The sequence below is a fragment of the Desulfovibrio litoralis DSM 11393 genome, assembly GCF_900143255.1.
GTDB classification, from domain to species: domain Bacteria; phylum Desulfobacterota; class Desulfovibrionia; order Desulfovibrionales; family Desulfovibrionaceae; genus Frigididesulfovibrio_A; species Frigididesulfovibrio_A litoralis.
The window spans coordinates 519,001-533,208 of the sequence record NZ_FRDI01000002.1; the positions used below are offsets into that span (position 1 = coordinate 519,001).

The 14,208-nt window shown below is 36.8% G+C and carries 15 protein-coding genes; 5 read left to right on the top strand and 10 right to left on the bottom strand.

The window, feature by feature from the left end; translation table 11 throughout:
* The first annotated feature begins 10 nt into the window (after positions 1-10).
* Positions 11-1,291, top strand: a complete 1,281-nt coding sequence (locus BT999_RS02195) for a glycosyltransferase family 4 protein (RefSeq protein WP_072696016.1) — start codon at positions 11-13, stop codon at positions 1,289-1,291.
* Positions 1,291-2,565, top strand: coding sequence for a stealth family protein (locus tag BT999_RS02200; RefSeq protein WP_072696018.1), 1,275 nt, complete (start codon positions 1,291-1,293; stop codon positions 2,563-2,565). The genes BT999_RS02195 and BT999_RS02200 overlap by 1 nt, the downstream gene beginning before the upstream one ends.
* Positions 2,566-2,744: 179 nt before the next feature.
* On the opposite strand, the gene BT999_RS02205 is transcribed toward BT999_RS02200, so the two are convergent.
* From BT999_RS02205 to BT999_RS02220, 4 genes are all read right to left on the bottom strand, one after another.
* On the bottom strand, positions 2,745-2,975 hold the full coding sequence (locus BT999_RS02205) for a thioredoxin family protein (protein ID WP_072696020.1): 231 nt from the start codon (positions 2,973-2,975) through the stop codon (positions 2,745-2,747).
* A gap of 300 nt (positions 2,976-3,275) precedes the next feature.
* The gene (locus BT999_RS02210) at positions 3,276-4,463 is read right to left on the bottom strand and encodes a permease (protein WP_084650545.1); all 1,188 of its coding nucleotides are present in this window, start codon (positions 4,461-4,463) and stop codon (positions 3,276-3,278) included.
* Between the two features lie 21 nt (positions 4,464-4,484).
* Complete coding sequence (locus BT999_RS02215; protein ID WP_072696022.1) at positions 4,485-4,988, bottom strand: arsenate reductase ArsC; 504 nt, start codon at positions 4,986-4,988, stop codon at positions 4,485-4,487.
* A gap of 184 nt (positions 4,989-5,172) precedes the next feature.
* Positions 5,173-6,861: an FmdE family protein gene (locus BT999_RS02220; protein ID WP_072696024.1), complete on the bottom strand. Its 1,689-nt coding sequence runs from the start codon at positions 6,859-6,861 to the stop codon at positions 5,173-5,175.
* A gap of 385 nt (positions 6,862-7,246) precedes the next feature.
* Here BT999_RS02220 and BT999_RS02225 point away from each other — a divergent pair, with 385 nt between their 5' ends.
* The 3 genes from BT999_RS02225 to BT999_RS02235 all read left to right on the top strand — a co-directional run bounded on the left by BT999_RS02225 (position 7,247) and on the right by BT999_RS02235 (position 10,164).
* Positions 7,247-8,311, top strand: coding sequence for a hypothetical protein (locus BT999_RS02225; protein WP_072696026.1), 1,065 nt, complete (start codon positions 7,247-7,249; stop codon positions 8,309-8,311).
* A 70-nt stretch (positions 8,312-8,381) separates the two neighbouring features.
* Positions 8,382-9,272 (top strand): lipoyl synthase, encoded by an 891-nt coding sequence (gene lipA / locus BT999_RS02230; protein WP_072696028.1) that lies wholly within the window; start codon positions 8,382-8,384, stop codon positions 9,270-9,272.
* A 220-nt stretch (positions 9,273-9,492) separates the two neighbouring features.
* Complete coding sequence (locus BT999_RS02235) at positions 9,493-10,164, top strand: hypothetical protein (RefSeq protein ID WP_143145475.1); 672 nt, start codon at positions 9,493-9,495, stop codon at positions 10,162-10,164.
* A 232-nt stretch (positions 10,165-10,396) separates the two neighbouring features.
* Here BT999_RS02235 and BT999_RS02240 read toward each other — a convergent pair whose 3' ends face one another.
* From BT999_RS02240 to BT999_RS02265, 6 genes are read right to left on the bottom strand one after another with little or no spacing between them, the layout of a single operon-like run.
* Positions 10,397-11,053, bottom strand: a complete 657-nt coding sequence (locus tag BT999_RS02240) for a 4Fe-4S dicluster domain-containing protein (protein WP_084650546.1) — start codon at positions 11,051-11,053, stop codon at positions 10,397-10,399.
* A gap of 27 nt (positions 11,054-11,080) precedes the next feature.
* The gene (locus BT999_RS02245; RefSeq protein WP_072696032.1) at positions 11,081-11,440 is read right to left on the bottom strand and encodes a hydrogenase maturation nickel metallochaperone HypA; all 360 of its coding nucleotides are present in this window, start codon (positions 11,438-11,440) and stop codon (positions 11,081-11,083) included.
* A gap of 3 nt (positions 11,441-11,443) precedes the next feature.
* Positions 11,444-12,535, bottom strand: a complete 1,092-nt coding sequence (locus tag BT999_RS02250; protein WP_072696034.1) for a hydrogenase large subunit — start codon at positions 12,533-12,535, stop codon at positions 11,444-11,446.
* A gap of 40 nt (positions 12,536-12,575) precedes the next feature.
* Entirely contained in the window at positions 12,576-13,190 is a 615-nt protein-coding gene (locus BT999_RS02255) for an NADH-quinone oxidoreductase subunit C (RefSeq protein WP_084650547.1), read from the bottom strand.
* Entirely contained in the window at positions 13,180-13,743 is a 564-nt protein-coding gene (locus BT999_RS02260) for a 4Fe-4S dicluster domain-containing protein (protein WP_072696038.1), read from the bottom strand. Before BT999_RS02260 ends, BT999_RS02255 begins: the two co-directional genes overlap by 11 nt.
* A complete protein-coding gene (locus BT999_RS02265; RefSeq protein WP_072696040.1) occupies positions 13,736-14,203 on the bottom strand; it encodes an NADH-quinone oxidoreductase subunit B family protein in 468 nt (155 codons plus the stop codon). Before BT999_RS02265 ends, BT999_RS02260 begins: the two co-directional genes overlap by 8 nt.
* Positions 14,204-14,208: the final 5 nt, after the last annotated feature.

Sequence of the window (14,208 nt, forward strand, 5' to 3'; positions counted from 1 at the left end):
GTCTTAGTTTATGCACATTGGTCTTGTTATTTGGAATTTAATGGAAAACCGTGGCGGACTACAGCGAGTCGGAATAGATTTAGCTAACGCCATGCTTGAGCGTGGGCATGAACTTACTATTTTTTACTACTCTCCAACCAACAAGCAAACACCCTGTTTCCCTTTAGATAAGAGAATAAAAATAAAGCGTTTGATTTTACCGCCTTATGTCGATTCTATTTTTCAAGCAAAAAAAATTATTGTTGAAGCAAATATTGATGTTATGGTTGCGTTGTTTTCTTGGAGCAAGCTTATGTGGATACCTGTATTGTTGCAACATACGGGTATTCCTTTAATTATTTCCGAACATAATCACCCGGAGATTATTAATACGGAAAAGTGGAACGCTTATGAGCGTCATGCTTGTTTAGCGGCGGCAGATAAAATTCATCTGTTGCAACAGAATTTTGTGGCTATGTTGCCCAAAACTTTAGAACCTCGCATAGAAGTAATTCCCAATGCCGCTAATTTTTTGAGTGAATATAAAATAAACAAAGTAGAAAAAAGACGTAAAAGAATTATAGCCGCAGGGCGTTTTGTTGATACGCACAAACAATTTTCCTTACTTATTAAAGCGTTTATTAGTTTAGCCGGGAAATTTCCCGATTGGGATTTATGTATTTGCGGCGACGGTGAAGATGCTCATGTTTATAAAGCTTTAGTTTGGCGAAGCAAGCTTGAAGATCGTATTTATTTTCCCGGTATGGTTGATGATTTATCTTCATTTTATGCTTTGAGCGATATTTTTTGTATGCCTTCTCGTTATGAAGGTTTTGGCTTGGTTATGACAGAGGCACAAACTTTTGAATTGCCTGTCGTGGGTTTTGCAAGTTGTACAGGTGTTAACGAAATCGTTATTCATAATGAAAACGGATTGTTAGCAGAAGAAATGACAGCACAATCATTGGCAAAAAAACTTAGAGAGTTGATGATTAATAAAGAATTAAGAGAAAAGCTTGGGAAAAACGGAAAAAAACTTTTGTCTCGTTATCAGCCCGATAAAATTTTTGACCAATGGGAAAAGCTTATAAACGAAGCTAATCAATTAAAAAATAAAACACAATTACAAAGAACGTGGCTAGAGAATAAAAACGAAGCTTTGTTTGTTGATTTACAAGAAATTTTAGCTCGACCATTGCCTTTTAAAAATTTATTGACTCTGCGTTTTAAAATTTTATTTTATTTAGAAACTTTAAGAGATAAGAGTGTAGGCAAGATAAAAAAAATATTTAGTCTGAGAGAAAAAAACTAATGAAGTATTTATACTTGCCTAAGTTTTTTCGTAATTTTTTAATTAGATATAATGCGTTATTCTCTTGTTGTGCGGCTTGTTATGAAATTTTGAGTCCCAATAAAAAACGCATATGTAGTTCTTTAGATGTTGAATTTTCTAACAAAAAACAAAACTTGCCGGCGTTAGATAGTCAAAATGTGATTAAAACTTATCTGTTACGTTATTTAAGTAGTTTATTTATAAATAAAATTCCTGAGTTAAAAGCGTGCGTGAGTTGCCCTTATCGGTTGCCAAACTTAACGGAACGTATTGAACAATATAAAACAGCGAATTTCCCTGTTGATTTGGTTTATACTTGGGTAGATGGAGAGGACTCGGCTCATATTGCTTTACGCAATCAATATTTGCGAGAACACGCAGAGAAAAAGGGAGAAATGCATGAAGACGGCGTTGGGAAAGCTCATTTTCGCAATAATGATGAATTAAAATATTCTTTGCGTTCTGTAGAGGCGTTTTTGCCGTGGGTGCGTAATATTTTTATTGTTACAGCGGGGCAAAAGCCAAAGTGGCTACATGAGAAGCACCCAAAAATAAAAATAGTAGATCATAAAGATTTTATTCCCGAACAATACTTACCAACCTTTAGTTGTCGTCCTATTGAAGCGTTTTTGCATCGTATACCAGATTTGAGCGAACATTATATCTATTTAAACGATGATTTCTTTTTCGCACGCCCTTGTTTAAAAGAAGAGTTTTTTACAGCTTCGGGGAAGCCCTATCTTTTTCTTGATTGGCGAAATTCTCGTTTAGATGGGTATTTTTCTGCTAAAACGCCACATGCGAAATCATACACCAATGTATTTAATTTTATGTCTAAAAAAGGCTTAGATATAGCAAAAGCTTCTGGAATTGTAACTGCCCATGTGCCTTATCCGCAAACCAAGAGAAATGCTGAAAATGCCTGTGATTTTTTTCAAGAAGCAATAGATGAATATGCACAAGATAAGTTTCGCACGAGCAGGGGAATGGCGTTTTATCCCCACGCAATACCTTTATTAAGTTTTTTAGAAAAAACAAATGTGCCTTGTGATGTGAGTTATTTTTATATTAATACTAAACGAATATACCGTAAGTTATTTTATAAAGCTATTTTAGCAGGAGGGCATAATGAGAATATGCCTCCGTTTTTTTGCTTGAATGATGCGGGTGTTTCTAAAACAGATAGTTGGGCAAGAGATATGCGAGGGTTTTTAGAGGCTTATTATCCTATAAAATCTTGTTTTGAGTATTGATTCTATTATTTTAAGACCATTGCAACATTCGTTTTGTGTGCTTTGGTTATAATTCGTGGGTTTTGTGACTTAAGACGTTTTATGCGATGTGTAAGCAGAGCATAAAACGATGACAAAAGAACGCAAAACAGAGTTTTGCAATGGTCTTATTTTGTTAATTCAACTAAACAACTAAACAATTAAACAAGCCAACTTTTAATTTCATCAGCCGTTGGCATACGCCCCGTGCATTTAATAACACCGTCAATGACGATCGCAGGCGTTGACATAACGCCAAGCTTCATCATTTCTTTAAGATCCGTAACTTTTTCTACACTTGCAGATACACCAAGCTCAGCTACTACTTTTTCTACAAGGTTTGTGGTTTCGTGACATTTAGGACAACCTATTCCCAATACTTTGATGTTCATAATTTTTCCTTTTTTTGAGTTAAGATAATTAGAAGGCTATATCTTTTTTTTCATTTTTCATTGTTTTATGCCATGTGTTGCAAGGTATAAATTGTGTACGTAATAAAACATATTGATTTTGCAAAGTAATTTAATTTCATTTTTGCGGTTTTTGATTTTTGGTTTCCGAGGTTATTATTATCAAAGCCCTCACTAAGTTTATTGACAGGAAAAACTAGCCTATAGCTTTTTGTGTTTTGAGAGTCTGTTTTTGACGGAAGCCACTTTGAGACTAAGTTTCCATAGTGTTGAGTAATTATTTTATAGTATTATAAAATCAATTGCATTAAAAAGCCAGCCTACAATAGAAAAAATAACCAACATCATTCCAATAAAAATAGCGAGTAGTTTCCAACGCATCACTTGTTTAAGCATAATAATTTCAGGCAAGCTGACAGCGATAGTACTCATAGATAAAGCAAGGGTGGTGCCAATCGGGACACCTTTTAACAACATACTTTCCATAACGGGGATCATTCCGTGTACATTTGTATAAAGCGGTATACCAACCATTACAGATAAAGGAACGCTCCACCATTGTTTTTGTCCAATAGTTTCCGCAATCAGACTTTCAGGGACATAACCATGCAGTATCGCTCCAACCCCAACCCCAATAATTACCCAACGCCAAACACGTTTGAAAATATCTCTTGTTTCGGAATACGCAAAAAGATGACGTTCGGCAATACTGATTTTTTTTACGGGTGAGTTTGTGCCGTTATGGCTGGCGGTGTCAGTGCTATTTATATGATCACGCAAAAAAGGTTGAAGCCAACGTTCGGCTTTTATAGCGTCCATAAAAAAACCACCGATGATACCGACTGTCATACCTATTGTAACATAGACAAGAGTAAACTTCCAACCGAGTAAACCCCAAAGAATTACCACAGCAACTTCGTTAACAAGCGGAGAGGTAATTAAAAAGCTCATGGTAATACCGATTGGAATACGAGCGGTAGTAAAGCCGATAAAAAGAGGAATACTGGAACATGAACAAAAAGGGGTAACCGCTCCGAACATAGCTCCTAAAAAATATCCGACAACACGGCTTTTACCTGATAAATAGTCTCTAACGCGTTCTACATTTAAGCTTACCCTTACCCATGCCAAAACATAAACCATAGCAACGATCAAGAGTAATATTTTTATGGTATCATAAATAAAAAATTCAAGAGATTGAGCCGCATGAGTATCGGGAACAAGTTTAAAAACACTTAGAGTTAACCAGTTCGCAAATTGGAGAATGTTTGAATAAATCGCATACCAGATAACGGCTAAAACCAAAAGTGTTAGAAAATATTTTTTTGTATTAAAAGGTTTTTTAGTGCTTGTATTATTTTTTGTGTTGCAGGCACAGTGGCAAGAAGATACTTCTGATTCTTTTTGTGTATCTTGCTTGTTGTTATTTGATGTGCAACAATCGGGTTCTTTTTTGTCTGTTTCTGACATTTATTTATTCCTTATTAATTATTATTGTTGTCCAATTTTATCAAGTTCTTGTTTAATCAGATCGGGTTGGTTTTTTATATTGTCCCCTAAAAAATTAACACATGAAGGATTAAAACATGACAGGTTAAAAAAAGTTTGAATGCGTTTTTCTAAAAGTACAAAAGTATCATTAAAAGCTTTTTGTATTTCAGCCTCAGTGCCTGTAACAGATGCCGGATCAGGCATTCCCCAATGCGTGCGAATAGCATCGCCTAAGAATAAAGGACAAGTTTCTCCATTTGCACTATCACAGAGAGTTATTAGAATATCAGGTTTTTTTGAGATAAAATCCCAACTTTTACTTTTAAAATTATCCGTATTTATCCCATGCTTTTTTAATTCTTCCAAAGCCTTGGGGTGAATGTAGCCGGCGGGGTTACTTCCGGCACTTTCGGCAGAAAAACCCTTTGGGGCAAGTTTATTAAAAATGCCTTCCGCTAAAATAGAGCGACATGAATTACCCGTACACAAAAATAAAATATTCATAATTTTCCCCTGCATAATTAAAATCTTTAAATCAATGCAACATAAATAAATTGTTCATTTCAATATTTCAACATTGCTTGAAATATGTCAAGGATATTTTTTAGATATAAATAATTTTTTAAGTTTAGATAAATAACAAATGGGCTAGATATTGTTATCGTAGCCCATTTATAATTGGTTAGATTTATTTCACAAAAAAACATTTAGGCCATGTGCATATTTTACAGTTCATGCAAAAGCCTCCTTCTCCCATTGAGGCTAACTCATGTCTTGTGATAATCCGTCCTGCGAGCAGGCGAGATAAGAGGATATCAAAAAGCGTTGTTTTATAATATAAAGCACACGCCGGGACTCCGATAACTTGCATTTCGCCGTTTTGCGGTTGTCTTATTGTTGAAACATCAGCTTTTGTTTGAGTAGGGTGGGTATTTATATTCTCAGATAAAATACGCCCAACTAAACTCATTGTTCCCGGTAGGACAGGCGCTCCATACAGTGCATCTGTTAAACCGGCTTCTGTTAAAGCGTGTCTTGTTAGGTCTTCGGGATCAACGGATAGACCGCCCGTAGTGATTAATAAGTCAGCCCCTGCTTCTTTTATTGCTTGAATACTTTGTTGTATATGATTTTTATCGTCGGGAGCTATCTCGGTTTTTACAACAGTACATTCATATTGTTCAACTTTTTTGCTAATGATGGGTATAAACTTATCTGTGATTAGCCCCTTAAATACCTCTGTTCCCGTAACCAAAATACCCACACGAGCTTTACGAAACGGAGCAACCGAAAATAACGGAGTAGAAAGACGCTGTAACGCCTCGGCAAAAATATGATCAGCGATATATAAAGGTATAACTCTTGTTCCGCCTATTTGACTTCCGGCTTCTACTATTGTCGCATCTTGGCGAGTCGCACACATGACATCTTCGAGCATGTTAAAGGCTTCTAGTCGTTTTTTATCTACACAGAGTAACCCTCGTGTTGTGGCAGAAAAATTTATTTTACCTTCTTTGGGTGGCAATTCAAAAGTGATATTATTTCCGCTCATGCGTTTAGCAAAAGCTTTTACGCCATCATTTTCATGTATAAAACCATTGGGATTGTTATCTTCCACTGCAACAGAAAAACGACCGATTTGTTGAAGACGACAGACATCACCGGCTTCAAGTGTTTGCCCCGCTACAAACAGAGGACCTTTTTCTTTACCGGGAACAATTTGGGTCATATCGTGTAAAGCTTTTTTGCCTATGGCATCTTCGGCTTTAAGTATTTTTGTTTGCGGTAGGATTCTGTCGGTATCATTACACAGATAAGTATAAGGTGCTTCACCTTGGCAACCTCTACACAAAACACCGTCTTCTTGAGGGAAGGCTTCTTTACATTGCGGACAAATACCAATAGTGCCCATGTGAGAATGCCCCAATAAGTTTGGAATTATACGAATTGGTGCAATACTACAAATTGTGTCTCCGGCGGTTTTTATTTCTTTTAAGAGCTGTTCAGTATCTTGGTCTTTTTTAGCTTTTTGTTTTAAAAACCAAGAACTTATTTCAGGATAAGGCGCAAGTTTAGCAACATCAACATAAACTCTATAGCCTTCGCCTGTATATTTATCAAAAAGAGATAAAGCGTATCTGCCTAAATTTATTACTTTCATCCAGTTATTTCCGACGCTACAGAGCGTAAGAAGTTGGACAGCATCAGGCAAACATTTTTTTGTTTCTACAACTGCTTCAAAAAGTACACCCTCAGGCAGGGCTTTTTTTGCCATAGCGACCATATAACCGCCAATTAATAAGCCCGGTGCGGGGTAACCATGAAATTGGGCGGCGTAATCTTTAAATTCTTCAAAAGTATAATTATCTATATTCATAACAAGTTCCGTTGGGTTAAATCTATTTAGCTAAAAGCGTATCGCCTTGTTGATTATCAGGATTAAAATAATATATCAAGTTATGATCATGTTTTTTGTTAAATTCAACAGACTTGACTGGTAAATATGATATATAGTAAGCTTATATTATTAATTATAAGCCCATTGCAAAACTCTGTTTTGCGTACTTTTGTCATCGTTTTATGCTCTGTATGCACATAGCATAAAACGTCTTAAGTCACAAAACCCACTCATTTTACAGGAAAATTAAATTTTCCTTATTCGTGGTTTTTGGAGTGTCTTTCTGACGAAAGCCACTTTGAGCCTATTGTGCAATAGTCTCAATTATAGAGTTCTTTTAACCCAGATAATATGAGCATTGATTATGGAAAAAACAATTGCGTTTAAAGACGAGTACATGAAGCGTTTTGGTAAAAAATATGCAGATATTTTCAAAAATTTTTGTGGTCAAGTTTTAAACAGGATTGAGCGAGACGGGGTAGTTATACAGGAACAAAAGCGTGTGCTTGATGAGGCTGATCTTATTGCATATTTGCTTGATGAATATAACCAATGGACTCAAGATCTTCAGGCTGAACGCTATAAGAAATGTAAGGGAAGAACCGTTGAAGATGTAATGCTTTCCCATGCCCTTGGATATACGAATCATGTTTTTATTACTTTGGGTGAAATAAAAGCTTTTACAAGTGGAGATTTTAATCAGATATATAGATTTTTAGGTCTATTTACTCGTTATTATTACGCTTCTAATATTCACAATGAATTAATTCACGGAGGCGGTTATGCTTCTGGAAGTGGTATTGATCATGGTGGTTATGGTGATGCGGTGTCTGCTTGTTTTGCTTTAATGCGTCCTGATTGGGCAAAGTGTTTTTATCCTAAAGAGCTTGGTTTAATTAAGAAATGCCATCGTGATACAAATCGTATTGAAAGCCTTGTTGCCGGAATATTGCATGACAATGATGAGTGGAAAGAAAAAGCTTATAAAGATGCTCAAATATTTTTAAAGGGAAAACGTAGTGTGTCGGTACATGCGGCTATTTCTTATTTGTGTAATTTATATGATGCGGATACTAGTGGTATGAGCAGTAACTTGGCTGTTTTAATGAAAAATTATCACAAAACTCCTTGGTTAACTCTACCGGGCGGATATTCAAATGTTATATCTCTTTACGGGTATTATTTAATGGGAAAAACATATCTTAGCGAGAGTGATTTTGCTAAGGTTGAGCGTCCTGCGGGTTCCGGGTGGTGGAATGAGTATATTGATGTATGTTTACAAAATCCACCAACTGCCTTAGATGAATTACCTATTATCTTTCCTGAACCTCTGGGTTTTCTTAACGAAGCTATGCGTTGGATAGAACAAGGTCCTCCATTGGGTACAGTTCGTTTGGCGATGGATATCCCCAGAGAAAATCGAAGATAATATATATTGCGTTTAAGTTTAACAATTTCTAAATATTAATTGAAATTATAATGTGTGGGCTATTAAATAAATGAATCAAAATACACCCCAAAAAGCCTTGCGTATCCCCCCTTGGTTGCGTATTAAACTGCCTAAAGTCGGGGAGCATAAAGAGCGTTTTGTTTTAACTAAAGACAATGTTGATAAGCTTGGGTTACATACTGTTTGCCAAAGTGCAAAATGCCCGAATATGTGCCAGTGTTTTAGCGCAGGGACGGCAACATTTTTACTTTTGGGGAATATTTGCACTCGCAACTGTGCGTTTTGTAATATTGAAAGTGGCAAGGTTGTTTCTCCTGATCAAAATGAACCTAAAAACATAGCTTTAGCGGCTAAAGAACTAGGTTTAAAGCATGTTGTTTTGACTTCGGTTACTCGAGATGATTTGCCAGACGGCGGAGCAGGTCAGTTTGCACAAAGTATTTATTATCTGCGTGAAATGATAGATGATATTAGTATTGAGGTTTTGATTCCTGACTTCCAAGGCTGTGAACATGCCCTTAAAATGGTGATGGACGCCAAGCCTGATATTATTAATCATAATGTTGAAACAACTCCGAATCTTTACAACACAATACGCCCCGAAGCGAATTATAAACAGAGTCTTGAACTTTTAAGAAGAGTGAAACAAGCCGGATTTATTAGTAAAAGTGGTTTTATGGTGGGGCTTGGCGAAACAGAAGACGAAATCAAGACCCTGCTTTCCGACCTCGCAGGGGTAGAGTGTGATATTGTAACTGTTGGACAGTATATGCAACCCACACGCAAGCATATGCAAGTTTTGAGTTATGTAGAACCTGAACTTTTTGACAGCTACGCAAAGTATGGGCAACAACTGGGAATTCCTTATGTTTTTTCGGCTCCATTAGTGAGAAGTAGCTTTAATGCTTTAGATATTTATAAGGAATTTAAAAAACTCTAGAAAAAGTCTAGATTATTTACAAAAAATTTCTTACAACCTGCTGAATTTATATGAAAAAAATCTTTGAAAAAACGCTTTTATCACTTGACTTGTTTTAATAAAAGATTAAATTAATCCCAATTGAGACAGTTGTTTCAATTTTTTGAAAATATGAATATTGGCTTTTATTTTTTATATAATGAGGTTGCATTAACATATTATGAAGCGACGAGCGTATCTTTTGTCCGGTAAAATATCCGGTCTGTGTTCTTCTCTGTTTCTTGCTTGTTTATTTTGTTTCCTTTTTGTGCTGTCTTGGTTATTGTCTCCTTTTTTAGAGATAGCCGGTTTTAATTTGCCTTTTAACAACCACATGCCTGTGGTTGCTGCACAAGATTTTTCCGTAAAAACTGCATATGGTAAAGAATGGTCTGTTATGCTTGCCGATACAAAAGGTGCATATCTTGGTATCAGTGGTGGAACAGCACCCCTTTCTTTGATGTACAGCCCTGAAGGTGATGTAATCGCTTTGCCCGGCAATAATGGACATGACTTTATTGCTCTTTTTTCTAACAGAACAGAATACGCCAAATATGTGCCTTATTCAGACGGGCGTTTTAATTCTTTCGACTTGCATGTTCCTGTTGTGCAATATTCTGTTGGCGAAGCTAAAGCTGATTGGATACCTTTTGGTTTTGAACAAAATTCATTTGACAATCTTTTAACAACAGAAACCGTTCCAACTTTTGGAGGCGGAGATCTTAAAGATTCCGGATATTTGGACAATAAAGAAGCGAGACAAGACGTTGTTCCTAATATTCAACTTATGATTAATGATAGTAACACCCCGTCTGATTACAAACATGACTCAGATGACGAAAGTAAAATGGAATTGTTAAATTCACAAGTTTAATTAAAATGAAAATATCTTTTTAAAGGTCGGTTTTATCCCGACCTTTTTTTGTATTAAGAATACTGTTTAATTTTTGTGAATGAAAGTTTAGAATCTGAAAAATGAAACAGTTATGCACCTGTAAGCTATTTCAAGTTTTACAGGTGCATATAAAAAAGCGATTTATTTAATACGGTTTAAGAGCATAAGACGTTGAAAAAATATTCAAAACAGAGTCTTGCAATGATCTTTATTAAGGCATATCTGTTTCATGAACGGCAGAATCGTCAGCTAAAGGAAGCGGGGCATTTTTAGCTTTTAACAGTCTGTATTCTTGGATTGTTACTTTTGTTAAAGCCTTTGCCGGACACGCTTCGACACAGGCACTTACATTTCTGTTTTCTTTTTTGCTAAGTTCTTGACAAAGATCACAGCGAACGGCAACGACTCTTGGTTCTGAGTGTGCAAGTCTTGCTTGTTCTTCTTCCGAAAGTTTAACAAAAGAACGTGTAATCGCACCATAAGGACACGCCATCATACAAATTTCACAACCCGCACAAAATTGTGGACGCATTACCACTTTTCCCCCATTGGTTTGTATGAGGGCGTGAGTTGGACAAACCTTTGCACAAGGAGCGTTTTCACATTGGCGACATTGTATGGGGAGTTTTGTTGTTCCCGATTTTATGACATGAATTCTTGACGGCAAGTCTTTACGGCGTTTTACGGCTTCTTTAATAGACATGTCATAATGAGAGGCAATACAGGCAATTTCGCATTTATGACAACCACGACATTTATTGGTGTCGGCATAAATAACATAATTGGCAAGGTCATTATTCTCAAACGGGTCGTTTGAGTGTGTTGTTGTTTTTTCTGAATACTGTGTGTTTTGGGTTTGTTCCGTCATAGTTTGTCCTTTGCCAGGGCTATAGTCTTATTGACAGGTTTTTACTGTAATAGATGATATATATAGTTCTCTTCCGCCTTTCCATTCTACCTTGTCTTTAGAACAAAGCGGACATGAAAAACTACGTTTTATTGTTTTTACTTCTTTTTTACACTCCATACAATAACCGTGCATGGCTTGTTTTTCTATTGTCAGCAGAGCATTTTGAGCCTTAGTGTTTTCAGCTAAGAGTTTAAAACATGCCTCTAAGGTCTTTATTTCTAAGTCTACCAATACTCCGACATTGATATATATTTCTTTAACTTCTAAGTTTTGATTGTCAGAATGTTTATTTAATTCTTCCAAGACAATTTTTAAAAGCGGGGTTGCAATAGCCAGTTCGTGCATATTTTATCTTTCGGTACACGAAACACAAGGGTCAATACTGTTTACGATTAACGGTATATCGGCTAAAGCACAATCTTTCATCATTACCTTTAGAGCTTCCCAGTTCATGTAAGAAGGAACACGCCATTTAAGACGAGTAGGAATATCAGACTCGTCTGTTCTGATATAATAAAACAATTCGCCTCTTGGGGCTTCTGTTCTGGCAACAGCCTGACCAGCAGGAATGGTTTGCAATTCTGCAAAGCATGAACCTTCGGGCATTTGTTCGGTTACTTGTTCAAGTATATGAATTGATTCTAATGTTTCACGCAGGCGTACCATTGCTCTTGCGTGTACATCGCCACCTGTCTCTGTGATTACGTTAAACTTTAGTTTGTCATAAACGGCATAGGGCGTATCACGGCGTACATCAAGACAAACTCCGCTTCCTCTTGCCACCGGTCCGACAAGTCCGTATTGGCGTACTTCATCGGCGTTAATTTTTCCTACGCCTTTGGTGCGTTTTAGTATCATAGAGTCATTTTGATATATTTCAATAAGTTCGGCAATATGAGTTTTTAATTGGTTAGTGCTTTTGCTTACAAACTGTAAAAGTGAAGAATCAACGTCATATTTTACTCCGCCGATACAGTTAGCCGCAAGATCCATTCTGTTTCCGTATACTGTTTCTTTAACGTCTTGCATGATTTCACGCACTTCCATCATGTGCATAAACAAAGATTTATAGCCGATTATATGTGCTAAAATTGCAACGTTAAAAAGATGAGAAGCCACACGCTTTATTTCATCAGCATAAACTCTTAAATATTGAGCCCTTTGAGGAACTTTTATCTCAGCAAGGTTCTCAAGAGCCATACAATAAGTTAAAGGGTGAGAATTTGAACATAAAGAACAAACTCGTTCGGTCAGTACGATATTTTGAAAAAAGTTTCGTTTGGTGGCGAGAGCTTCCATTCCTCTATGGACATGACCTGAGGTGATTTCTACTTTTTTTACAAGTTCACCTTCGGTAGTTAAGCGAAAATACATGGGTTCTTCCAATGCCACATGCACGGGACCAATAGGTAGGGTAAATTCTTTAATTGTTGTTTCCATATAATTACCTTAATAAGGTTAAATTTTTTGACTGGTTTTATTAAGCATCTTTTTTGACGGGAGTAAACTTTGGTTCGATTACTTGAGGTAAGACGGCTGTAACAATCGCTTTTTCGTATGCCATTTTTTGTGCGGCGTTAGAACTCATGATCTTTTCCCACAGGTCTTTTGTGTTTGCACTGTTTGATAAGGCAGAAAACGGAACGAGTTGATCCATAATACCGGCATCAAGACGTTCGTCTAAAAAGAGACGTTTGGGGTTTGGGTGGTTTATAATATTGATATTATACATCTCTTTAAACTCTCTTTCGTTCCAATCAGCATTTTGAAACCAAGGGGTAATTGAAGGAACGGGAAGAGTTTCGGCGTTATCATCAGAATAAAGAGGGGCGGTAACCGTAAAAGTAAAATTACCAACAACAAAATGATAGGCAATCGCAAGTCTTTTGTTCTGGTCGTTTCTTTTTACGGAATAAGCCGTAATAGTGCAAAGTCTGGCGGAGCAACTAGCTAACATTTGAGCCAAGGGTTCTATTTTGTCAGGCGACTCTAAATTAAGCCAACCAAAAATATTTTCTTTTTCATCATTAGTCCAACTTGCATATTTTTTTAGCAATTCAAATATTTTTTCATCTAATTGTTCTTTATTCATCATTAGTCTCTTTTTTTAGAAGGGGTTCTTGAGTGGTGGTTTCTACTTGAGGGGCTTCTCTCTCTGCCGTTGCGACTTGTCTACATTGAGGACAGAGGCTTAAAAGGGGCATCATATCGAGAGATTTATCTGTATAAATTTTTAAAACCAATTCAGGTGGCAATCTACGCATAGGGGCATCGCAGGAGCGACAACGAGAATATGGGATAAAGTGGTGTTCAGCATTATCATATTTTTTGCTTTGAAGGTGGGCATTATGCCAATCATTGCTTAGTGTAATCGCCTTAGTCGGGCAGTAATGACGACACATACCACATAAAGCACAGGTGTTGTGCCAAACGGAAAAGCTATAACCTTGTTTGTTTTTATCTGGTTCTATATTAATCGCTCTTCCGGCACAAACGTGTTTACAAATACCACAGCCGACACACTTTGACGGGTCAACAACAACACGCCCTCTAAAGCGTTTTGGAGTCGGAGCTTCACCTAAAGGGAAAATTTGAGTTGAAGGACCTTGCTTTAAGTTTCTTCCTAATATCTTAAGAAATTTAAACATGTTGTTCTCCTTGTGGAATAAATGCTTTACCTTCAAGCTTTGCTAACCAGACGGCTTTAGCTAAAAGAACGCCTTCTATAATTGCCTGAGGGCGAGGGGGACAACCGTTAACATTTACATCAATGGGAATATAGCGATCAAGAGGTCCGCAAATAGAGTGTCCTCCGGCAAAAACTCCACCGCTGATAGGGCAAATTCCCACGGCAACAGTTACTTTAGGTTCAGGAATTTCCTCCCAAACTCTTAAAACTTTATCCCTTACTTTTAAAGTAAGAGGTCCGGTTATTAAGACAATATCAGCATGTCTGGGACTTCCACAATATTTACAACCTAGACGTTCAACATCATAACGCGGTATACAGGCTGTTGTTGCAAGTTCAACGTCGCAACCGTTGCATGAGCCGGCATTAATACGAAAAAGCCAAGGGGAACGAACGGATAATTTGTCTAATATATTCATGTTAA

Excerpts from the sequence above, each read along its gene's own strand:
- BT999_RS02195 (WP_072696016.1), top strand. The coding sequence starts at position 11 with ATGCACATTGGTCTTGTTATTTGGAATTTAATGGAAAACCGTGGCGGA.
- BT999_RS02200 (WP_072696018.1), top strand. The coding sequence starts at position 1,291 with ATGAAGTATTTATACTTGCCTAAGTTTTTTCGTAATTTTTTAATTAGA.
- BT999_RS02205 (WP_072696020.1), bottom strand. The coding sequence starts at position 2,975 with ATGAACATCAAAGTATTGGGAATAGGTTGTCCTAAATGTCACGAAACC.
- BT999_RS02210 (WP_084650545.1), bottom strand. The coding sequence starts at position 4,463 with ATGTCAGAAACAGACAAAAAAGAACCCGATTGTTGCACATCAAATAAC.
- BT999_RS02215 (WP_072696022.1), bottom strand. The coding sequence starts at position 4,988 with ATGAATATTTTATTTTTGTGTACGGGTAATTCATGTCGCTCTATTTTA.
- BT999_RS02220 (WP_072696024.1), bottom strand. The coding sequence starts at position 6,861 with ATGAATATAGATAATTATACTTTTGAAGAATTTAAAGATTACGCCGCC.
- BT999_RS02225 (WP_072696026.1), top strand. The coding sequence starts at position 7,247 with ATGGAAAAAACAATTGCGTTTAAAGACGAGTACATGAAGCGTTTTGGT.
- lipA (WP_072696028.1), top strand. The coding sequence starts at position 8,382 with ATGAATCAAAATACACCCCAAAAAGCCTTGCGTATCCCCCCTTGGTTG.
- BT999_RS02240 (WP_084650546.1), bottom strand. The coding sequence starts at position 11,053 with ATGACGGAACAAACCCAAAACACACAGTATTCAGAAAAAACAACAACA.
- BT999_RS02245 (WP_072696032.1), bottom strand. The coding sequence starts at position 11,440 with ATGCACGAACTGGCTATTGCAACCCCGCTTTTAAAAATTGTCTTGGAA.
- BT999_RS02250 (WP_072696034.1), bottom strand. The coding sequence starts at position 12,535 with ATGGAAACAACAATTAAAGAATTTACCCTACCTATTGGTCCCGTGCAT.
- BT999_RS02255 (WP_084650547.1), bottom strand. The coding sequence starts at position 13,190 with ATGATGAATAAAGAACAATTAGATGAAAAAATATTTGAATTGCTAAAA.
- BT999_RS02260 (WP_072696038.1), bottom strand. The coding sequence starts at position 13,743 with ATGTTTAAATTTCTTAAGATATTAGGAAGAAACTTAAAGCAAGGTCCT.
- BT999_RS02265 (WP_072696040.1), bottom strand. The coding sequence starts at position 14,203 with ATGAATATATTAGACAAATTATCCGTTCGTTCCCCTTGGCTTTTTCGT.